The sequence below is a fragment of the Stutzerimonas sp. FeSN7 genome, assembly GCF_030263795.1.
GTDB lineage: Bacteria > Pseudomonadota > Gammaproteobacteria > Pseudomonadales > Pseudomonadaceae > Stutzerimonas > Stutzerimonas stutzeri.
In genome coordinates, this window is sequence record NZ_JARPMN010000001.1 from 682,757 (window position 1) to 704,536 (window position 21,780).

13 protein-coding genes and 6 pseudogenes are annotated in these 21,780 nt (G+C 57.1%); 9 read left to right on the forward strand and 10 right to left on the reverse strand.

Going from position 1 to position 21,780, the window contains the following annotated elements; all coding sequences use genetic code 11:
* Nucleotide 1: 1 nt before the first annotated feature.
* From P5703_RS03095 to P5703_RS03105, 3 genes are all read left to right on the forward strand, one after another.
* The gene (locus tag P5703_RS03095) at nucleotides 2-3,124 is read left to right on the forward strand and encodes an efflux RND transporter permease subunit (RefSeq protein WP_011914418.1); all 3,123 of its coding nucleotides are present in this window, start codon (nucleotides 2-4) and stop codon (nucleotides 3,122-3,124) included.
* 23 nt (nucleotides 3,125-3,147) lie between these two features.
* Nucleotides 3,148-3,465 (forward strand): hypothetical protein, encoded by a 318-nt coding sequence (locus P5703_RS03100; protein ID WP_020307713.1) that lies wholly within the window; start codon nucleotides 3,148-3,150, stop codon nucleotides 3,463-3,465.
* Between the two features lie 723 nt (nucleotides 3,466-4,188).
* Nucleotides 4,189-4,380 carry a periplasmic substrate-binding domain-containing protein gene (locus P5703_RS03105; protein ID WP_020307714.1) on the forward strand — a complete coding sequence of 64 codons (192 nt, stop codon included), beginning with the start codon at nucleotides 4,189-4,191 and terminating at the stop codon, nucleotides 4,378-4,380.
* Between the two features lie 14 nt (nucleotides 4,381-4,394).
* On the opposite strand, the pseudogene P5703_RS03110 reads toward P5703_RS03105, so the two are convergent.
* Nucleotides 4,395-4,577 (reverse strand): annotated as a pseudogene (locus tag P5703_RS03110) (IS5/IS1182 family transposase); the annotation flags it as partial.
* A gap of 732 nt (nucleotides 4,578-5,309) precedes the next feature.
* Here P5703_RS03110 and P5703_RS03115 point away from each other — a divergent pair.
* Nucleotides 5,310-6,257 (forward strand): aldo/keto reductase, encoded by a 948-nt coding sequence (locus P5703_RS03115; protein WP_037004948.1) that lies wholly within the window; start codon nucleotides 5,310-5,312, stop codon nucleotides 6,255-6,257.
* A gap of 10 nt (nucleotides 6,258-6,267) precedes the next feature.
* Here the strand turns inward: P5703_RS03115 and P5703_RS03120 are convergent, their stop codons facing one another.
* Nucleotides 6,268-7,161, reverse strand: a complete 894-nt coding sequence (locus tag P5703_RS03120) for a LysR family transcriptional regulator (protein WP_020307717.1) — start codon at nucleotides 7,159-7,161, stop codon at nucleotides 6,268-6,270.
* Between the two features lie 376 nt (nucleotides 7,162-7,537).
* Complete coding sequence (locus P5703_RS03125; RefSeq protein ID WP_011914413.1) at nucleotides 7,538-8,251, reverse strand: SOS response-associated peptidase family protein; 714 nt, start codon at nucleotides 8,249-8,251, stop codon at nucleotides 7,538-7,540.
* Between the two features lie 82 nt (nucleotides 8,252-8,333).
* Here P5703_RS03125 and P5703_RS03130 point away from each other — a divergent pair, with 82 nt between their 5' ends.
* From P5703_RS03130 to P5703_RS03145, 4 genes and pseudogenes are all read left to right on the forward strand, one after another.
* Nucleotides 8,334-8,765, forward strand: a complete 432-nt coding sequence (locus P5703_RS03130) for a LexA family protein (RefSeq protein WP_011914412.1) — start codon at nucleotides 8,334-8,336, stop codon at nucleotides 8,763-8,765.
* Nucleotides 8,752-9,000 (forward strand): annotated as a pseudogene (locus P5703_RS03135) (Y-family DNA polymerase); the annotation flags it as partial. The gene P5703_RS03130 and the pseudogene P5703_RS03135, both read left to right, overlap by 14 nt.
* A 58-nt stretch (nucleotides 9,001-9,058) precedes the next feature.
* Nucleotides 9,059-10,078 carry a tyrosine-type recombinase/integrase gene (locus tag P5703_RS03140; protein WP_011914410.1) on the forward strand — a complete coding sequence of 340 codons (1,020 nt, stop codon included), beginning with the start codon at nucleotides 9,059-9,061 and terminating at the stop codon, nucleotides 10,076-10,078.
* Nucleotides 10,075-12,240 carry a site-specific integrase gene (locus tag P5703_RS03145; RefSeq protein WP_011914409.1) on the forward strand — a complete coding sequence of 722 codons (2,166 nt, stop codon included), beginning with the start codon at nucleotides 10,075-10,077 and terminating at the stop codon, nucleotides 12,238-12,240. Before P5703_RS03140 ends, P5703_RS03145 begins: the two co-directional genes overlap by 4 nt.
* A gap of 144 nt (nucleotides 12,241-12,384) precedes the next feature.
* Here the strand turns inward: P5703_RS03145 and P5703_RS03150 are convergent, their stop codons facing one another.
* The gene (locus tag P5703_RS03150; RefSeq protein ID WP_026084028.1) at nucleotides 12,385-12,948 is read right to left on the reverse strand and encodes a chlorite dismutase family protein; all 564 of its coding nucleotides are present in this window, start codon (nucleotides 12,946-12,948) and stop codon (nucleotides 12,385-12,387) included.
* Nucleotides 12,949-12,971: 23 nt separating this feature from the next.
* On the reverse strand, nucleotides 12,972-13,334 hold the full coding sequence (locus P5703_RS03155) for a cupin domain-containing protein (protein ID WP_071534424.1): 363 nt from the start codon (nucleotides 13,332-13,334) through the stop codon (nucleotides 12,972-12,974).
* Between the two features lie 506 nt (nucleotides 13,335-13,840).
* Between P5703_RS03155 and P5703_RS03160 the strand changes: the two are divergent.
* Nucleotides 13,841-14,875: pseudogene (locus tag P5703_RS03160) on the forward strand (DinB/UmuC family translesion DNA polymerase); the annotation flags it as partial.
* A gap of 125 nt (nucleotides 14,876-15,000) precedes the next feature.
* On the opposite strand, the gene P5703_RS03165 reads toward P5703_RS03160, so the two are convergent.
* The 5 genes and pseudogenes from P5703_RS03165 to istA all read right to left on the reverse strand — a co-directional run bounded on the left by P5703_RS03165 (nucleotide 15,001) and on the right by istA (nucleotide 21,690).
* Nucleotides 15,001-15,366 carry a histone-like nucleoid-structuring protein, MvaT/MvaU family gene (locus P5703_RS03165; RefSeq protein WP_017243953.1) on the reverse strand — a complete coding sequence of 122 codons (366 nt, stop codon included), beginning with the start codon at nucleotides 15,364-15,366 and terminating at the stop codon, nucleotides 15,001-15,003.
* 1,095 nt (nucleotides 15,367-16,461) lie between these two features.
* Nucleotides 16,462-17,721, reverse strand: a complete 1,260-nt coding sequence (locus P5703_RS03170; RefSeq protein ID WP_011914403.1) for a site-specific integrase — start codon at nucleotides 17,719-17,721, stop codon at nucleotides 16,462-16,464.
* Nucleotides 17,722-17,883: 162 nt separating this feature from the next.
* Nucleotides 17,884-19,200 (reverse strand): annotated as a pseudogene (locus P5703_RS03175) (site-specific integrase); the annotation flags it as partial.
* A 194-nt stretch (nucleotides 19,201-19,394) separates the two neighbouring features.
* A pseudogene (gene istB / locus P5703_RS03180) lies at nucleotides 19,395-20,197 on the reverse strand (IS21-like element ISPst3 family helper ATPase IstB).
* Nucleotides 20,190-21,690: pseudogene (gene istA, locus P5703_RS03185) on the reverse strand (IS21-like element ISPst3 family transposase). The pseudogenes istB and istA overlap by 8 nt, the downstream one beginning before the upstream one ends.
* Nucleotides 21,691-21,780: the final 90 nt, after the last annotated feature.

The window sequence follows — 21,780 nt, forward strand, 5'->3', positions numbered from 1 at the left end:
CATGCTTGCCAAAATCATTGAATGGTCGGTGCGCAACGTCTTCCTTGTGTTGCTCGCCACGCTGATTATCATCGGCGCCGGCATCTACGCGGTAATGAAAACCCCACTGGACGCACTGCCGGACCTATCCGACGTGCAGGTGATTGTGTACACCGAATATCCTGGGCAGGCCCCGCAGGTGGTAGAGGATCAGGTCACCTATCCGCTTACCACGGCGCTGCTATCGGTGCCCAACTCCAAGGTGGTGCGAGGCTTCTCGTTTTTCGGTGCCTCCTTCGTCTATGTCATCTTCGAGGACGGTACCGACATCTATTGGGCCCGCTCGCGGGTGCTGGAGTACCTCAACTTCGCTTCGAAGAACCTGCCAGCGGGGGTGACACCCGCGTTAGGGCCAGATGCCACAGGTGTGGGCTGGGTCTACCAATACGCCTTGACCAGCACACGTCATACCCTTGCTGAGCTACGCACCCTGCAAGACTGGTTCGTGCGCTATCAGCTCACCAAGGCCGAAGGCATATCCGAGATTGCGAGCATCGGAGGCTTTGTCCAGCAGTACCAGGTCACCGTTGACCCGCAGAAGCTTCAGGCCTATGACATCCCGTTGAGCCGGATATCTGAAGTCATCCGTACCAGCAATGCCGACGTCGGTGGCCGCATCGTAGAGATGAGCGAGACCGAGTACATGGTGCGCGGTCGTGGCTACCTGCGCGGTGCAGAGGACATCGAGAAACTGGTGCTGAAAGCTTCACGCGGAATTCCGGTTCTGCTGCGTGATGTAGCTCGCGTCGAACTCGGCCCGGACGAGCGTCGCGGCGTCGTTGAGCTCGATGGAGAGGGTGAGGTGGTCGGCGGCATCGCCGTTGCCCGCTACGGCGAGAATGCTATGTCCGTGATCGACAATCTTGAGGCCAAAATAGAGGAGATCCGTCCCGGCCTGCCGGAAGGAGTGAATATCGAGACGGTGTACGACCGCTCGGATCTTATCCAGCGCGCTGTCGACAATCTCAAGTTCACGCTTCTTGAAGAGTCGATCATCGTTGCGCTGGTGTGCGTTGTGTTTCTTCTGCACGTGCGCAGTGCGCTGGTGGCCATCCTCATGCTGCCGATTGGCATCCTAATGTCCTTCATCGCCATGCGCTGGCTAGGGCTCAACTCCAACATCATGAGTTTGGGCGGCATCGCGATCGCCATCGGTGCGATGGTGGACGCAGCTATTGTGATGATCGAGAACGCCCACAAGCACCTGGAGCGAGCGCCGCCGGAGAAGCCGCGTGTACATATTATAATCGAGGCCTGTCGGGAGGTAGGCCCTGCGCTGTTCTTCTCGCTGCTGATCATCACAGTCTCCTTCCTACCGGTGTTCACGCTGGAGTCGCAGGAGGGGAGGATGTTCTCGCCGCTGGCGCTCACCAAGACCTTCGCTATGGGCGCTGCGGCGCTGCTATCAGTGACCCTGGTGCCGGTGCTGATGCTGCTGTTCGTGCGAGGGCGGATAATCCCCGAGCACAAGAACCCGGTGAACCGCTTTCTGATATGGGTCTACCGCCCGATCATCCAAGGTGTGCTGCGTTGGAAGGTGATGACAATCGTTGTAGCGCTGGTGGTTTTGGTCGTTAGCATTTTGCCGGCGCGGCAGCTCGGTAGCGAGTTCATGCCGCGACTCAACGAGGGCACGCTGCTGTATATGCCAGCCTCGCTTCCTGGTATGTCTATTACCAAGGCCGCTGAGCTCATGCAAACGCAGGACCGGATCATCAAGAGCTTCCCAGAGGTGGCCTCGGTGTTTGGCAAGGCGGGCCGCGCGGCCACGGCCACCGACCCGGCGCCGGTGGAAATGTTCGAGACGGTGGTTAACCTCAAACCGGAGAAAGAGTGGCGGCCAGGAATGACGGTGGACAAGCTCATCGCCGAGATGAACGACGCGCTGAAATTTCCGGGCGTGGCAAATAGCTGGACTATGCCCATCCAAGGGCGCTTGGACATGCTCTCCACCGGCATTCGAACGCCCATTGGCATCAAGGTATTTGGCATGGACCTCGCCGGGATCGAGCGGCTAGCAACTCAGATTGAAGCGGTTGTGCAGGCAGTGCCCGGCACCACCAGCGCGTTTGCCGAACGTATTACAGGCGGCTTCTACCTCGACATTTCGCCCGACTATGACGCCTTGGCCCGCTACGGCTTGACGGTAGGGGAAGTGCAAACGGTGATTAGCACCGCCCTTGGCGGCGAGCTTGTGACCACCACTGTCGAAGGGCGGGAGCGATTCGGCGTCAATGTGCGCTATCCGCGAGAGCTGCGTTCCGATCCCCAACGGATCGGCACTGAAGTGCTAGTGCCGACGCCGAGCGGTGCACAGATACCACTCGGCCAGCTTACGGACATCAGCATCACTAAGGGCGCGCCGAGCATCCGCACTGAGAACGCATTGCTATCGGCCTATATCTACGTGGATATTCGTGATAGGGATATCGGTAGCTACGTGCGCGAGGCGCAGCAAGCTGTACAGGAGCAAGTGAGTTTCCCGCCTGGGTATTATGTCACCTGGAGCGGCCAGTTTGAGTACATGGAGAGAGCGGCCGAGCGGCTGAAAATCGTAGTGCCGTTGACGCTGGTGGTGATCTTCCTCCTGCTGTATCTGAACTTCCGGCGGCTTACCGAGACGCTGATCGTCATGCTCTCAGTGCCATTCTCGCTGGTAGGTGGCGTTTGGCTGATGTGGGCGTTGGGCTACAACTTCTCCGTTGCAGTAGCGGTGGGTTTCATTGCTCTGGCTGGCGTTGCCGCGGAGACAGGCGTGATCATGCTGATCTACCTTGACCACGCGCTCGATGAGCGTCGAGCAGAGCGGGAGGCTGCCGGTGAAAAGCTGACGGTGGATGACCTTTACCAGGCAGTGATAATTGGCGCGGTGGATCGAGTGCGGCCGAAGATAATGACTGTGGTTGCCATCATGGCCGGTCTGTTGCCAATCATGTGGGGCACCGGTACCGGATCGGAGGTGATGAGGCGCATCGCCGCGCCGATGGTGGGCGGCATGGTTTCTTCGACGATTCTTACGCTGGTTGTTATTCCGGCGATCTATACGCTCGTGAAACAGCGTGGCCTGGCCCGTTCGGCTTGCTAAATGATGCGGATTCGAGCATCGATTTGTTCGAATCCGCCCTGATCGTCCGGCCGGTGGGTAATCGCATCGACTCCGACACCGATTCGCATCCTCCATCAGTCATTCGCGACGCTAATGGAGCCATAGATCTTGGAGGCGAAACGGTGTCGCTGCTGACTGTGCAGGCGCGATTCCCATCGACGGTATCGTCAACAACCAAAAGGCCCCAGGCTAAAATAGAGAAGACGTTGCATCGCCTGATAGATGTGCCGTGCAGCATGGCGCACGTGAAGTACGTTGCCGAAATCGATCTGGCGCTTAACCAGAAGTACTCGGCGTGCGGCATTCGCATCGCCTCCTAATTCCACCGGTCTTCATCTGGTCGCCGTGATGGATCTTGGTTTACGCCAGCTAACAAGCCAGGTCGAGCAGCACCGCAGATTCCAAATAACTGCCGCGGGAATCCATTCTCGGACGGCAGGCCAAGCGATGCGAATGGACAGCCACGCAAATCAGGCTTCGTGTCGATCACGTCTGCTACCTGTAGCAGCTACTTCGATCCAGGCGACCTGGCGTGGCCTCGGTGATTGCCACCATCGGGTGCTTCATCGGGCTACACAGAGCAAACGAAGCGGCATTGTACGGATTAAGCTTGCCGCACTCACCGCCTCAAGATCTTGGCGGTACTGCCTGCGCCCGCCACTTTCGTGAGGCAGTCGTATCCGCGTTGGGCAGCCCTAGCTCCGCAATTGCGCGCTAAAATGAAAGACGCTCCCCGCCGTTACCTTATGCTTCATGGGTAAGGCGCGAAGCCGCGTCTCTGAGCCGTCCGGATCAATTCGAACGAGCCATCCATCCCTCGCCATTATCAGCGTACGGCCTGCCTGAACTGCACGCAGGTAAGCAGCATGCGTGGCGCTGGCTGCGAGCGCAGGAATCAATCCCTCGGGATGGCCAATTTCGTGGTCGCTGGGCTCTGTCATGGTTTAGCCTCCAAATAGGGGGAATCTACGACATGGGTGTGCGCTATGGTAAGGCGTCTCCGCCATGCTTCTGACTTTAGCTTCTGTAAGGAGGGTGGCGTCATGGACACACCTAACAGCTGGCGAGTTGTCTGCCAAGATCCGGGAGACGGCAGCGGAGACGTAATCGTTGAGCTTCCATCTGAGTTACTTGCGAAACTCGGTTGGACGCTGGGAGATGAGCTGATAGTGGAGAAAAGCGAGGAGGGATTTTCCCTAAAGCTCAAACCGCGGCCCGTGAACGCACCTCTTTAGGCGGATTGCACCGCATAGGCGGCATAGCCAATGAGGCGTTCCGGCGTTAGATCGAACTGCGCTTCGAAACACTCGACCATCGTTCTGGTCGAGTCGACTGCGGCAGTACGATGCACCGGAGTCGTTTCCACTTACATGATCACGCCATGCTCGGTGTCGCTCAGGAAGTTGGCGGAGTAGGCAAAATAAGCCGAGCCAGGGCGGCGGTGTCAGACTTTATTCCTGGCTGCGGTGGGGCTTTTCCGGCGGACGCGTTAGGCTGTGTCGAACTATATTTCCGTTGTTGCGGCATGCCATAGCGCTGAAGCTTGCGGATTTTGCAGCCCTCTATGTCAAACTATATTCTGGGCATCCAATCATGGATTTACCTCGGGGTTAGTGTGGGTTGTTGTTGCCCTCAGAGTGTCCATCGATCCAGCAACGACCTTCGAGCAAGGAATCCGATTTAATTTTCAGGCACCTTTCACATGCCAAGATCTAAGCTCTGACCGGTCCAAGGTGAGCCCGATGTCGAGAGGATTTCTGCTTTGGTACGCCTGCGTAATGATTCACAAACCGCACGTTAACGCTGCTTCCGGGCTTAATGCGTCGAATGTGGGTGTCAAACATTGGCGTTGTTAGAGCTGGCTTGCTCTGATACCCCCGTCAAACCTGCTCTTGATTGGCGCGAGTTTGTGTCAATCAATGGACTTGAGTTTGACGGTCAATTGCCAATTACCGAAATAGCCGCAAGAGGTAGGGGTGACGGGCGATTTGGCAGTGTCAATGTAGGGAACGTAAGGTGATACCAAGCCCCTCTGATCCCGGGAATGACGGCGAACGCCAGTGACTCAGTAGTCTCTGCAAAGCCAACGAAAACCACTACCCTGGTCGGCCGGCGCAAACTCGGCGCTCTGGAAGTATCGAGTGTAGGCCTGGGCGTGCAGATCATGAGTCGCACCTACCAGACGACAATCCCTAATCGGGTGGAGATGCACAACATCATTCGCACCGCGTTCGAGCACGGCGTCACCTTCTATGATGCGGCCGAGGCGTATGGCCCCCATGAGGTGGAGCGAATTCTCGGTGAAGGCGTGGCCCCGTTCCGCAATGAGGTGGTGATCGCTACCAAGTTCGGCTGGAACATCGATCAGCAAACCGGTGAGCGCCGCCCAGGGCTCAATAGCCGCCCGGAGCACATCAAGTTAGTCGTTGAGGGCATGCTCAAACGCCTGCGTACGGATCGCATCGATCTTCTTTACCAGCACCGCGTCGACCCGCAGATACCAATTGAGGACGTGGCGGGGGCGGTCAAAGACTTGATGGCCGAAGGCAAGGTGCTGCATTGGGGCTTGTCCGAAATGGGGCTGAAGACATTGCGCCGAGCGCATGCCGAGCTGCCCGTTAGCGCGGTGCAGAACGAATATTCGCTGCTATGGCGAGGCCCCGAGCAGGAGCTGATTCCGCTATGTGAGGAACTGGGTATCGGCTTCGTCCCCTGGAGCCCGCTCGGGGTCGGCTTTCTCAGCGGGGCAATCGACGAAAAGACGCGCTTTGCCGAGGGTGATATTCGCGGGATCGAAGCCCGATTTGCGCCGGAGAGTCGGACTAATAACCTGAAGCTTGTGCGCCTGGTGAAAGCCTGGGCCGAACGCAAGAGCGTGACACCCTCCCAGCTCGCATTGGCCTGGCTGATGGTGCAAAAGAACTGGATTGTGCCCATTCCAGGTACGACACAGATGGCGCATATGCTCGAAAACAACGCAGCGGCACAAGTGACCTTCAACAATCAGGAGCTTGCGGAACTCAATGCGGCCTTGGCTGAAATCAGCATCCAAGGTGAACGGCTACCACCGGCTGTGCTCGCCTATAGCGGGGTCGAAGCCCCAGCGCAGTGATGTTTTCGGTTTAGCCCGGATAACGCAGGGCATCGCGCAGCAAGGTAAAAGCCGGTGAACTCTGTCGCCGGCTCGGGTAATAGAGGTGGTAGCCCGAGAAGGGCTCGCACCAGTCTTCAAGCACGCGAATCAGCCGGCCTTCAGCTACATGCGCCTGCACTAGGTCTTCGGCCATGTAGGCCAAACCTAACCCCTGGAGGGCTGCCCCCAGGCGCATGGCGATGTTGTTGAACACCAGTTGGCCCTCAACTCGTACCTTGAGTTCCTCTCCGTTCTTCTCGAATTCCCAAGGGAAGATGCCGCCGTAGGTGGGCATGCGGATGTTGATGCAATTGTGCTGCATCAGGTCACGCGGAATTACTGGTTGCGGATGCCTAGCGAAATACGCCGGGGAGCCGACGACAGCCATGCGCATATCTGGGCCGATGCGCATCGCAATCATGTCCTTGGCCACTTGTTGACCTAGCCGTACGCCGGCGTCGTAGCCTTCCGCCACGATATCGGTCAGACCGTAGTCGACGATGACCTCGATGCTCAGATCCGGATTATCCGGTAGCAGCGTTGCCAGTACGGGTTGCAGGATAGTGATCGCCGCATGCTCGCCAGCGGTGAGGCGCAGCTTGCCCGCCGGCTTGTCACGAAACTCGCTGAGCAATCCCAGCTCGCTGTCGATTTCTTCGAATCTGGGCGCGACCACCCGCAGCAGATGTTCTCCTGCCTCCGTGGGGGCAACGCTGCGAGTGGTGCGCGCGAGTAGCCTAACGCCGAGGCGCTCTTCCAGCTGGCGCATGGCGCGACTCAAGGCCGGCTGCGACATACCTAGCTTGGCAGCGGCGCGCGTGAAACTACGCTCCTGCGCCACGGCTGCAAAGATCGCGAGCTGGTCGTAGCTTTCAGTGGCCATTAATGCACACCTGTTATGAACCAACTGCGATTATGCCACCAGGCAAGCTACAGCTGCTTGGTTCCACATTGCCCCAATAGACGACGGTTTCTGTGAGTGTGGGGGAATTCCGTAATGTGTGGTGCCAGAACACACGCGGCAGCTTAGGGTCGATTTCAGCTGGTAACGATAGGCCGCTTCTGGCCGTAAGCGGAAGCGGTGCTATCTGCCCCTAAGAGGTGTGTTCAAGCTCGTCGTTTGAGCTTTAGCGAATTTCCCTGGCTCACTTTTCTAAACTGACGACTCACCGTCGCGCGAGCCCATACAGTGGCGGGCCTGAAAGCAAAGCTCGCACTTGATTTAGGTTGTCACCAACGGTCATTGAAGCGAAATGCCTTTATACCAGCGGCTGGGCGATCCTATTGATAAGTTCCGGCCCATCATTCCGCACGTTCCCGACGTCCTTACCCACCGGATGCCACTCGAATTCCTCGACGCATAAACCATGCGCCAGTGCTAGCTCCTCAGCCTTGAGCGGCAAAAGCTCCTGCTGCATCCAGAGCGCAGCGTACTCTGGCGATAGAACCAGAGGACGCCGATCGTGAATATCGAGCATGCCGGCAGCGCTAGATGACGTAATGACAACAAAGCCGTCGCCGTCTCGGGGTTCCAGCGAGGCGCCTCGCTGAAACCGCCCGAGCGCAGCGAAAAACATCGGCTCGCCGCTACGGAGCGTGATGTAGTAGGGCTGCTTGATCTTCGGGTTGGCCGCGTCCTTCTTCCACTCGTACCAACCATCAGCGGGCACTATTGCGCGGCCGGTTTGCCAGATATCGCGAAAGAACTTGCTAGTCGCGGCCGTTTCCACCCTGGCATTTATCGCTGGTGGTCGCTTCCCCTGTGCCCACAATGGGGCGTAACCCCACTTGACCGGCTCCATGCGCAGGCCATCATCGTCCTGGTGCAGGAGCTGAACCAGTGATTGCGGACACACGTTGTAGCGTCCGATTGGCTCAGGATTCACGCTGCCACGCAATGGCAAGGGCAGCTGCATCGCGATCTTGTCCAGGTACTCATAGGCGATTCGGTACTGAGCGAAACGTCCACACATGGGTGCCCCCGCACATCTGGTTCAATTGACCGGACTCTAGCTTCAGAATACTGTATATGCATACAGTTATGAGGTCTGTGCCATGCCCGTCCATATGTTGGGACCTGCTGCTCCCGCCACAATTGCACTGCCGTTTTTCAGTTTCTGCGTGCCCGCCGGATTCCCGAGCCCAGCGCAGGACCACATGGAGGGGAGCATCTCGCTCGACGAGCTGATGAACATCCGAGCTCCGCATACCTACCTGGCGCGCGCAGACGGGGAGAGCATGATCCAGGTCGGCATTTTCGACCGAGACATTCTGATCATCGACCGGGGACGGGAGGCAGAAAAAGGGGAGGTGATCATCGCAGCGCTGAATAACGAGCCTCTGGTCAAGATTTTCGACCGAGCCGGCAGCCAGGTCATTCTGCGCTCGGCTAATCCGAAGTTCCCGCCGCGGTACCTCCTCGAAAGCGAAGAACTCTACGTATGGGGCGTGGTGTCATACAGCATCCGAATCCATGGCAAGTACTGAGCGGGCCATCGCCCTCATTGATTGCAACTCGTTCTACGCCAGCTGCGAGCGTGTCTTTCGACCAGACTTGCGCCGTACGCCTATCGTCGTGCTTTCGAACAATGACGGCTGCGTGATCGCGCGCTCGGCCGAGGCAAAGCAGCTCGGTATCAAAATGGGCGTGCCGTATTTTCAGATCCGGCGCGACCTGGAGCGTTGGGGCGTTGTGGTGTTTTCCAGCAATTACGCGCTGTATTAAGTTAGGTGGAATGCTTTTGAGCTAGGCTGAATCCGTTGACGCTCAGGGGGCGCCCATGACCACCACCCCATTGCACAAGCAAGTGTTAAGTCGTTATTCCAGTGTACAAGCTTGGCTGGAGCTCTTGGGTAATCTGGGGCGTGCGCCGGCCACCCTTGACGCCTATGGCCGTGCCCTTGCGCATTACTTATTGCATTGCGAAGGGAGTGGGCTGAAACCCGAATCCGCGACATTCGAACAAGTCACGCTCTACATCCGTGAGCTGCTACCTGGCGCAAAGAGCGCGGTGGCGAATTCAACCTTGCACCAGCGGCTTACTGCTATCCGGTTGTGGTACGACCACCTCGTTTTTCAGGGTCTTTGCGAGCACAACCCCGTGCCCCGCGGACAGCATGGTCGGCTGGCCCAAGTGCCTGGACATGGAGGGTTTGTCAGGGGCTTGCTCCCACGGCTGATTAAGTTGCCAGACATTCCCACCGATGAGCAGTGGCGACACTTTCTCAGTATTGCGGCCAGGTCGTCTATCCGTGATCGACTAATGCTGTCGTTGGCGTATTTCGGGGCTCTTCGCCGTGCCGAGTTGGTGGCCTTGCGTATTGAGGATTTAGACGTTGCACACCGACTGATCTCGGTGCGAGCGGAAACGACCAAAGGCAAACGCAGCCGCGTCGTGTGCTACAGCCCAGACATTGCACCTGTCTTGATAGAGCATCTACATGCTCTTCGCGGCGCTGGCTGGATGCGAGGTTCGTTGTTTCGATCAGCATCAGATCGTAATCGAGGCTCGCCACTGTCCCGTTGGGCGTGGAGTAAAACGGTTGAAGGGTGGGCCAAGGAAGCGAAACTATCGCACCTGAGCACTCATACCTTTCGCCACCTTCGGCTTACCCATCTGGCCCGTGCGGGCTGGAAGCTCCATGAACTGACCACGTATGCTGGACATCGAGACCCCAAAACCACTTTGATTTACCTGCACCTATCTGGCGCGGATTTAACCGCAAAGATGGCGCACTCCGTCGGCAGTCTCGATGCTCGGATGTTCTGTGAACTCTTTGGGTCTGAGGCATTGCTATGAGCACCCCCTCAGTCACCCCTTATGTTCCGTTCGACGCGAGCAAGTACGTACGTCAGAGCGATCTATCGAAAATCGAGCTGAGCATACTTTCGAATCGCTCTCACCGTTCAGACTGGGGCTACCTCCAATCAGAGATACCTGAGCTCATGAGGCCGCTAGCTGATATAGCGGCGCACAGCGGCGTTTCTCAGCGATTAGCCATTTCATCAGTGGCAGTCATTCTCTGGAATGTCAGCAAAACCGGTAAACCCTACTGGTGTTGGTCTGAGTCGCAGTGGTTGACCTTGCTCAGTAATCGAGCAGGATCACGACCATATCTCGCTTCCGTTGCTTACCATCTCGGCGATTTTCGAACCCCGCAGCGTATCGCCAAATTCCGGCAGCCGGCGATATATGCTTCTTTTATCTTCGGCCATGCCGTGTTCAGACATGAGCACGTTCGCTTGAGCCAAGCGTTGAGATCGCTGGGCTACGCTGCTCGCCATCTTGAGCAGTTCCTTTCCAACGTGCTGGGTGCCTTGATGCTGGAAAACGGCGATCCGCGGTTGGAGACATTCACCGAGGAACTGCTACTGAAGGGCCAACAGCATCGAAGCGAAGGTGTCGCGAGATCGGTCGGAAAGGTATCTCACGGCCTCGCTGCCATGGGGATTTTGGCGAAACCTTTACGCATGCGAGGCTATACCTGTTGGCGGGCGAAAAGCATCGAAGGCATCGATCCGACTTGGGCAATGTGGTGCCGTCGATGGCGAGACACTTCCACCTTGCGTCCACGCACACGTGAAAGCAATTACAGTTTTATCTTGAGGACCGGTGTCTGGCTAGCGCGCGAGCAATCAGGAATGGCGGCGCCTACCGATTGGAGCATGTCCACTTGCGCTGCATTTATTGCTGCCGTCGACCGGATGACGGTCGGTGAGTGGGCTTTGGAGTCAGCGAAGGGAACACAGCTAAAGGGGCTTGGTCAGCCTATCGCTGCCAACTCGAAGCGCGGCTTTCTACATGCCTTGCGACGATTTTTTACAGACTTTGAACTCTGGGGATGGGGTCGTTTGAAGTTCAGCCCCCGGCATCACCTCGCCACCCCGCGATCCGTGACATTCAACTCGGGTATCAACCCGCGGGTAATTGATGACTCGACCTGGCTCAAGCTGATTTGGGCGAGTCTAAATCTTGAGCGTAGTGATCTGCTTTCGGAGATTCACTATCCGCTGTCGATGGTTCAAGCCATTGCTGTAGTGTGGACGCACGCTGGTTTGCGCAGCAATGAAATCATGCGCTTGGATAAAAGATGCGCGCATCCTCAGACCAATGATGTGGTACACGAGGATGGGACCATCGTTCCAGCAAAAACTTTATGCTATCTCGATATTCCTGCCAGCAAGACGTTCAAAGCTTTCGTCAAACCTGTAGCGGTGGTCGTGAAGGAGCGCATTGACGCCTGGCTGGAGGACAGGCCTGCTAACCAGGCCGCTTTGCTGGATGAGCGAACCGGGGAAAAAGTTAGCTACCTATTTCAGTTTCGAGGCAAGCGCATAGGCTCCAGTGTCATTAATGGCACCATCATTCCAATGCTATGCGCCAAGGCGGGTGTGCCACTGGAGGACAGTCGCGGGCGAATCACCAGCCACCGGGGACGTGCCTCCGCAGTGACGGCGCTCGCCAGCGTCCCTCAGGGCATGTCGCTGATCGAGCTAATGCAGTGGTCGGGACATAGCTCGCCGAATTCGACTTTGCATTACATTCGAATTCGGCCTACCAAGCTGGCAGCATCCTTCGTTAAAGCCGATCAAATGGCCCATATGGTCTCCGTTTTGATCGATCATGACGTAATTGTTCGCCATTCAGATGCCCCCTACACCTTCTATGACTTGGGCGACTCGTATTGTTCAAATCCCTTCTGGAGCAGCTGCCCACATCGCATGGCCTGTGCGGGGTGTGACTTCAACTTGCCGAAAGCCAGCGCAAGGGCCCAAGCATTGGAAAGCAAATCGTCTATCGGACGGTACTTGGAGGCCGTGCCTTTAACTCCCGACGAGCGAGCCATTGCCGAGGGCGACTTGGAAAAGCTGGAGAGCCTCATTCGAAAGCTGGACAATGTGCCGGCTCTAGACGGCAGGATGCCGAGGAGATCGATGAGAGAAAGAGGAGGCTATAAGTAGAAAAGTTCTTAAGCGACTAGTGGCTCGCTAGACATACCTGTCGCGTTACTCCTAAGTTATGCGACACACTAGATTTTTCGGGGTTTTGCTGGGCTGCGGGTGTCGCAGGAGTGTGCCGCACGTAGATCGAAGTTAAACCTGATGCTAGGCCGGCTCATGCACTAGCCGGATGTCGATTTCTCTGTCGACATACTGCCACTCCACCGAGGCTCGGAGTTCGGCCAGAAGCCTGTTAAAGGCCGTCTCATCAGACGGGGAATATTCGAACCAAGTCAAGAAGTCGAAGGGTTCGTTCTCGCCCAGGTCCCGACAATGGTGGAGGCGGCGGGCCACAGCAGGGAGATATTGGAGCCCGATGTGAATGTGACGGGACTGTTCCTCAAAAATCTTCCGGCGTTCGTCTTGAGACAGTCCCCACCATGAGGGGTTTTTCCGGATAGGGATCAGGGCGGCGCAGGTAGCCTCTGCTCGACCCAAGCTTGGCTGCTTCGCCACGAGACGATCCTTCTCTTCACGCACGACATAGCGCTCGTTACTCGTTATCCCGCGAAGGAGCCATTTGGTGCCCGGAGGCTGCGGCGAAACAGAGCCAGCGGCTACGTTGAGCCGTGGGATTCCAGGGAGAGGGGCTCCTGCCACGGCATTCATCGCAACAACGCGCCAAACCCCCGTTTCTCCACCAGCGAACGTAAATACTCGTGTATTCATCAGGTTCCTCTCAGGCCTTTCGCCTATTTCTCAGATAACGCAAAACCTGCACTGCCCGGCGCAACCACGGAGACAAATATGAAAGGTCCTGGACCAGAGTTCACGGCACCATGTACTTGCCCAGGTTTTGCAATGGCAATATCTCCAGCTTTAAGATGAATTTCTACGCCGTTGCCTTGATAATACTTGGCCTCACCTGAGATAACCGTCCAAGTATCTTGGCCGTGAGGATGGACATGGGCAGCTATTTCCTGCCTAGGGTAGGCGTGCCAAACTACAACGACAGAATCGTTGGTCTCCAGAACAACTGAACGGATCGGTTCGCCGTTAGACGGACGGACATATTCGTCCACCGAAAAAATCCGCGATTCCGTTTCTGCTTTCATGTTCACACTCCATTCCTGCACCGCAAGGTGACGTGCATCTGGCACTAACACCAAGACGAAGCCTTGATCTTGATGGGGGCGGAGAAGCTCGACACGCCGAACGGCATCATGAAGAGCACTTTCATGCGGCACCAACCATTTCTTTTAACGACACGAGGCTCGTATGCACATGACGATATGTACTTGAGCGCCTTTCGGAAAAGCTATGTTATAGGACGGAGACCGTCAATACTCCGTCGTGGGTAGGCATGACAGAACGGTAGGATAACGGCGACGTTTTGGTCATATGTACATGGGAGGGCGGTTCACCGCTCGGCAGGGGTGTTGTCGATGGACAGGTGTCCGCCTTCGATGTAACAGATCAGCTTTGACCGGTTACTAACAGGATGACCGGATGATCCGGTGAGCGACGGCGATCTCCTCAGAAGCTACAGCCATACCGGTTGGGTATGAGAAGCTCCAAGGGCGAGCATGGCCCGGTTCTTATTGACTTTCTATTACACATAAACGGCGACATGAGCGAGCGCGTCATGACGGTCATCGAGAGCCTGGTGCCTGCGGTTGAGGTGTACTCAATCGACGAGTCGTTTGCCGACCTTACCGGTGTGCCAGACGTCGAAGTGCTCGGCAGGCGGATCCGCGCTGAGGTACTGCGCAGCACAGGTATCCCGGTCGGGGTGGGCATTGGGGGGACCAAGACGCTCGCCAAGTTGGCGAACCATTCAGCGAAGCGCTGGCAGAAGCAGACGGGTGGGGTAGTGGACCTTCTCGACCCGGTGCGGCGCGACAAGGTGCTGCGCGTGACTGACGTCGGCGATGTATGGGGTGTCGGTCGCCGGATGACCGAGCACCTGAACAGGTTGGGCATACGTACTGCTTGGGATCTAGCTAGCGCGGATGCCTGGACCCTGCGCAAAAAATTCAGCGTGGTCATCGAGAAAACCGCACGCGAACTGCGCGGGACGCCGTGCCTCGATCTGGAGGAGGTCGCGTCACCCAAACAGGAGATCTGCTGCTCGCGGATGTTCGGCAAGCGCCTGCGCGAGCTTGAGCCAATCAAGGACGCAGTGGCGGCATATGCCGCTCGGGCCAGCGAGAAGCTGAGGGCACAGCAGTCCATGTGCAAGCGCGTCCGAATCAGCATCCGTACCGGCATGTTTAATCCCGACGAGCCCAAGTTCGCGAAAGGCGTCGTGTGTGAGCTGCCGTATCCCACCAACGACACCCGCTACATCATCCGGGCGGCGATCGCTGGGTTGGAACACATCTATCGCGATGGCTTTTCGTTCAGCAAGGCAGAGGTCCTGCTGATGGACCTCTGCCAGCGCGGCGAGTACACCGACGATCTATTCGCCCAAACCCAGCCCGCCGCGTCGGAGCGCGTTATGGGCGTGCTCGATGCAATCAACGCCAAGTGGGGCCGCAATACCCTCCGGCCCGGCCGCGTAACCACCGCGCCGGACTGGGGCATGCGACGGGAGATGATGAGCCAAAGTTTCACGACCAGGCTGGATCAGTTGTGGGTGGTGCGGTGCAACTAGGCGAGTGCATGCGAGGACCGATGAATTCCAGGTACTGGTTGTAGTGCGATCGCTTGCATCCGTTGACCGCTGAAAGCGTAAAGAAAAAGCCAGGCAGTGCCTGGCTCTTGTGTTGGTCGGATAGCTTACTGAAGCCAACCCTCTACCTTTTCGGCGCCGTGCTTTTCTTTCCAAGCTTTCAAAATCTTATGATTGCCACCCTTCGTCTCTACCACCTCTCCAGTTTCTGGGTTTTTGTAAACCTTAACTTGGCGCTGCCGACGAGGCGCTTGAGACGTCGGGGTGGCGCTGATGCTGGTGCGGCTGGGCTGCGGATCCAATATTGAAATAATTTCGCGCAGGCCTACGTCATATTGCCCCATCAAATTGCGGAGTTTTTCCTCGAACTCGATTTCGCGCTTGAGTTTGTCGTCATTCTTAAGAGCATCAAGCTGCTTGAGCTGGGCTGCGAGCTGGGCTTCTAGAGCTTTGAATTCGGCGAGTTTGGACATGGGTAACCTTCGGAGAACGAAACTGCTTTGTGTGTCTCAGTCTACCGCTTGGGCACGGAGGGAGAAAACTAAGGACCGACCGATTTCGTGAGTAATTCAGTCATCGAGAAGGCTGGTACAGGGATGGCGCTGCGGAGTGTTTGTCAGCCAGAGAGGTGCGTACTTCCTGACATATGAAGTGGTGGGTTAGCAAAATGGGAGGTGACCAAGCGGCGGCCGTTGCATAGAAACGTCGCGCATCCCGTAGAGGAAGCGGACGTGAGCAGGCTTCTTCTGCTTTAGCAGAGGTAGCCATGCATAGCATCGAAATTGGAGCTAGCCATTTACCTGCGGCAAATGAAGAAAGCTGCCTTTTTTGACAACAATGGCAGCCGCTTCGCGAAGGCAGTTGATCATTTTGGTCTTATTGCTCGGTCTCGCTCCACATTCGTTTCGCTTACCTGCAAACGCCCAAAATGCTCAACTGCCCCATACTTGAAGGTTTCAAGTATGGGGCGCGGGGGCATACTTGAAGGAACGCTTCGCTGCTTCAAGTATGCCCCCGCAATTTTGTTGTCAAATCATAGCCGCCAGGCGTTGCCTGGCCGAAATGGCGATTGTGCACAGACGTGAGCTGCGCCATTCGCGGGCGCTGCCGCCCCGGCCTCAATCATAAGCCCGATCACTGCGGCACACTTGTCTTACGACCGCCATGTCACATGACTCGAGTGCTGCAGTCTCGCCGTGTCACTCGTAGGGCTTGCGGCAGTTAGTGAGTGTCGATGCGCCGGGTGACCGTGCCGTGTGTCTGTCACAGTGGCGTTATGAAGCGGTGTCCGGTCTGATGCCAAAGCGCCCACGCTTCAACTGAAATTTGTGTGGCAGCAGCCGACTGTCACGGAATTCTCGTCGCAGCGGATGCAAGTTCTTCGATGGTGGACTGTGCTCAGCGATAGGGCGTGCCAACCGTCGCCGCAAGCGATGCCCGGAGTTGCGTGAAAATTCGGTTTCTTTCCTGTTGTGTTCAGAACGAAAAAGGCCGCAGATTGGCTGCGGCCTTTTATTCATCCTGTCTCATAATCATCTCCAGGCGATGATTGTTTTGAACGCTACGCGCTAGCAAGGCTTTTGCTTAGTTCTCCTTCCTCGCTTTCCGCGTCCGGCTTGGTTTGCGAGCAGCTTTTTAAAATGCTCCCAGCGGATCTGCTCGGTCTGTGCGTTGTATGTCAGTCCCCGTTCCATCTGCTCCAGTAATCTCAGACTCAGTGGCTGCTCCAGGTAATGGTCTGCTGTGACTTCTGGTGCACCACCCTCATGGCCGAGCAGATAGGCGATCGTGGATGGAGATATGCCTGACCGTTCCAGCCGAACGGCAAACGAGCGACGGAGACTTTTAAAATTGAGCCCGCCATTAACCGCCGGCGGACAGTGCTGACCGATGTATCCTGTACCCGTGCACGGCCCGCAGAAAAACCGACTTGGGTCGCGGGAGTATAGGTGCTTTGGATCGAAGCTCAGCTCGTTGAAAAGCAGAGCGTCATTGCCATCGGCCTGGCGCCGTTCTTCTACGAAATTTAGAAAGCCCATCTCCACTAGCTTCGAGCAGATTGGAATCTGCCGAGCCGACGGCCCCGTCTTCAACGACTTGTTGTAGCCATTATCGTTGATATCGATAAGGTCTACGCCGTGGACATCCTGGATCACATCATGCACACGTAGCTGGCAGAGCTCGTTAAGCCGCGCGCCGGTATAGAGCCCAAGCGGGAGCAACCAAAACCGATAGGGCTTGGCGTCCTGGTTGATTTTCGGCAGGTCGCCTGCGAGATACTTTCTGTAGGGCCAGCCTGAGAACATCTGATTCAGATTGCTATCCAGAAATGGCTTGGTGATTTCGGCGTGTTTTGTATTGCAGGTCGCGACTTTGATCGCCTCGGTAATCAGCTTGCTCTCAAGTGCTTCGTCTAGCATTCGATTGAACAACTGATAGTAGGTCGTGAGGTTTGCGCCTTTGCTACCCGACGCAGCGTTCTGCTTGAGTAACGACGGTAGCTGATCCTTCAGACGCTGTACGTCGGCCCGATCAAGCTCAGCAACTCGGCGGGTAGGATTATCTTGCGTCAGAGCGATTTTTAGTTTCTCCATCCGCGCTCGAAGCATGTGCTCGGATTTCCCTGCGTAATTGTTTTCTCGCAGAAAGCGGGACAGCGTTATGTCCATGAACTCGGTAAGCAAAGGAGAAGACTGAAAGCGGTTTATCGCATCCGTAATCGCTGAAATGTTTGCCAACGCGATTCGCAAGTGTTCTTCATGGCCGGGTTCGACGATAAGACTCAGGCCTTTGTAAAAAGGAATGGAGAGGGGGGCAGTTACATTCATATATACCTCACAGTGGGTGAGGCTTGAGATTATTACTGGATGGATAAACAGTCAAGATAATCTATTAGGATTTACCATGCGATAGTTTTTATTGACAACTTGTCAATAATCGCAAGATGAGCAAAAGGTAAGAGCGAGCCCCTACCTTTTATTAGCTGAATATTATGCGTACGTTTTCCAGTGTCGCTTAGCAACCCGCACGCTGGGGAAGGGGGTGCCAACCGGGCGACCGACATTGAAAACGCCCTGGCGTTCTCGTAACTCTTGATAGTGCCGGTAATGGATGTGTCCCAGCCCTAGCCCGAAATCGAGCTTGTCGAGCTCGTCTTTGAGCACGTCAGACGGATAGCAGTCGCCGTACCCACCGGTGGTACTTTTATCCGAGTGGCCTACAAGCGCTTTGGCTTTCGCCAGGTCAAGGTTCTGTCTGCGAAATTGATTGATAAAGGTGTGGCGCAGACCGTGGTACGTCAGGCCGTCATCTCCCAGGCCGCAAAGCCCAAGGTAACCCCGGCTAATCTGGCTTGAGCCGAGAAACCAACGGCTCGCAACATGCCCGGGAGAAAGGTCGCCGTATACCCGAATATTGTCGAAAAGCGGAGCCTTGCCGTCTCGCTCGACAGCTTCCAGGCGTGCTTGATGAAACTCCAGGAAGCCCGACTCGATAAGCTGCCGGTGAATCGGCACCAACCTTTCCGAATCGGACGTCTTCAGCTGTTTCGACCCGCTTCGATTGATGCTGATGAGCCAGACGCCGAGTTCTTGCCGAATGTCTTCGAGCCGTAGCTGGCACAGCTCACTTAGCCTTGCGCCTGTAAAAAGGCCAAGCAGCGGCAGCCAAAACTTGTAGTCATCCAAGCGCCAGCGCGGCGGCGTGGTCAGTGTGTAGGCCGGACCGTGAAGAAGTTTCTCGATCTGGCTTGGGCTATACGTGCGCTTCCTCGGCGCCTCGGCTCCTTTGGTGCTGAATGCCAATCCGGCCGCGATATTTTCGGTGATGTAACCCTGATCATGAGCGTAGGTGACAAGGGCCCTTGCCAGCTCAAAAAACTTTTTCGCAGTGCGAGGGTTGATTGGCTCGAACTTACCGTCGCTAATGATCTTACTTAGCGGCTGGTTACGCGTGGCACGGAGGCGATGCCGGTTCTTCGGATAGCTACGCAGATGATCGCGTAGCGTGTTGAATTCAGCGCGAGTCAGCGTCTCGACTTGCCGGTGCCCGCCAAGCAGCTCGCACAGGCCTTCCAGGCGGGCCTTTGCGGTAATGCGAGTCCGCGGGTTAGCCCAGGCGCCTTCACGAATTTGCCGTTCTTCGTATTCCTTTACCAAAGCTGCGAGGCTCAACCCTGCGTTTGAACCACGCGCCGGCGAGACAATGCGATCGTTGACGGAGGGTTGCGTAAAGAGGGTTTCAAGCTTGGCTTTCTGCGCGTCGGGCAGAACGCTCCCGAGCGCATTCAGCAACGCGAGCGTGCCTGGTGTTGGCGCTGATGGAAAATTGACCCACCCTGCCGATTGAAATTTGACCCAGGGCGGATTGCTGATTTTGTTACCAGCAACTGTGGATAAGTCTACCAGCGCAGCTGCTTTTGAACCCACTCCCTCGCTGTCCCAGTTCAGCTGTTGAAGACCTGCCACATGCAGCCATGCAGCAGGCCGTCGTCACCATGAAATCAGAACGACTCATCGTCCTCCGGTTCCTGGCCGCCCTTACGCTTTCGCTCCCGTGATTTGATCTTGGCCTGGGCCGCCAAGCTACTGTGTTGCAGGCGATAGGACTCGTTACCGGTTTCGACGATGTGGCAGTGGTGGGTCAGCCGATCCAGCAGGGCGGTGGTCATCTTGGCGTCGCCGAACACGCTCGACCATTCGGCGAAGCTCAGGTTGGTGGTGATCACCACGCTAGTGTGTTCGTACAGCTTGGACAGCAGGTGAAACAGCAACGCACCGCCAGCCTGGCTGAACGGCAGATAACCCAGTTCGTCGAGGATGACCAGATCCATGCGCAGCAGTGCCTGGGCGATCCGCCGGCTTTGCCGTCGTGTTTTTCGCGCTCCAGCAGATTGACCAGATCGACCGTGGAGTAGAAGCGCACGCGCTTACCGTGCCGGGTGATGCCGGACACGGCCAGCGCGGTGGCTAGGTGGGTTTTACCGGTGCCTGGCCCACCGATCAGCACCACGTTCTGCGCGGTGTCGGTAAAGCTCAGATTGGCCAGCTCGCTGATCAAGCGAGCGTCGGCGCTGGAGGCGCTGAAGTCGAAGCCGGCCAGATCGCGGTGCATCGGCAGCTTGGCCATGTTCATCTGGTGGCTCACCGAGCGCATGGCGCGATCTGTGTGCTCTTGTTCCAGCAGGTGTTCGAGCAGCCACTTGGACGAGGCTGTGTTCGACTCACCCTGAGCAGTTAACTCCGCCCAGGCCGTGGCCATGCCGTGCAGGCGCAGCTCCTTGAGTTCCGCCATCAAATCACGCATGACCGACCTCCTCGGCCTGGCCACGCAGGCGGTCGTAGCGCGCCGTGTTAGCGACGGGGGCTTCCTTGAGCGACAAGTGGGTTTCGACGCTGGGTGGTGGTTCGGATGCTGTCAGCCGTGCCACGACATTGAGGATGTGTTCGGCGCTCAGGCTGCCGCTCTCCAGTACCAGCTCAACGGCTACCAGCACGGCATCGAGCCCGGCGACCGGTACGGCAGCCAGAACTTGCGCCATGATCCGGTCACCGCCGGCATGACGCCCCAGACCGTGCTTAAGCTGACGCAGCGGCGCCGGCAGATCAGCAAAGGGCGCGCCGTTGCGCAGCGCACCGGGCTTGCGTTCGATCAGCGGGAGGTAGTGCTGCCAGTCATAGCTGACCTGGTCGCGATCCAGCAAGCGGACATGGCTGGCGATCAGCGCGTCGTCAGCCACCACCTCGATTCGCGTCGGATACAAACGGCTGCTGACCCACTTACCCGCGTACTCACACGGCACCGAGTAGCGGTTGCGCCCGACGCTGACCAAGCAGGTGCTGGAGACCCGCGCAGGCCGCTCGACGTAACCGTCGAATGGCGCTGGCACAGGCATCAGTTCAGCGCGCTCCAACTCCAGCACTTCGGCCACACTCAGACCGCTGTATTGAGGGTGCGTCAGCTCGTTCCAAAGCGCGCGGCAGCGCTGGCCCAGCCAGGCATTGAGTTCCTCGAAGGAGTGAAACTGGCAGTCCTGGGCGTCTAGCCAGATACGCCTGCGGCTGTCTTGCACGTTCTTTTCAACGATGCCCTTTTCCCAACCAGCGGCGACGTTGCAGAAGTCCGGATCGAACAGGTAATGCGCGCACATCACCGCAAAGCGTGCATTCACCGCCCGGCCTTTGCCCTTATTGACCTTGTCGACGGCGGTCTTCATGTTGTCGTAGCATGCCCCGGCGCGGCACGCCGCCCAAGGCGCCGAACGAGCGTGTATGGGCGTCAAATAACATCTCATGGCCCTGGCTCGGATACGCCACAAGCCAGAACGCACGGCTGGCACACAGCTTCAGATGTGCCACCTGCATACGCCGGTAAATGCCGCCGACCAGCAAGCCTTCCTCGCTCCAGTCAAACTGAAACGCCTCGCCAAGAGCAAAGGTCAGCGGCACAAAGGCCTGCGACGCCTTGCCCTGTCCCCCTCGCCAGGCACGGATAAACGCGGTGAGCTGGCTGTAGCCACCGTCATAACCTTCGGCTTTGATTTGCGCCAACAGCGCCTTGGCACTGCGCCGCTGTTGCTTGGGCCGCAGCGAATCGGCCTTTAGCGCCTGCTCCAGCGTGGTGTGAAAAGGGCTGAGTTTGTTGAAGATCGCGCGGCGTTGGTAGACCGGCGGCTTGGCCTCAGGTGCTCTGACCCACTTGCGAATCGTGTTGCGCGCCAACCCGGTGCGCTTGGCTATCTCATGCAGCGACAGCTTGTCGCGGAAATACATCCGGCGGATTTTGCCCATCATTTCCATACTGATCACCCTGTGTTCTCCTGCTCAAAAATTGAGCAGAAGCAGTTGAACACCTGGGTCAGTTTTCAGTCGGCAGAACAGCCTCTACTG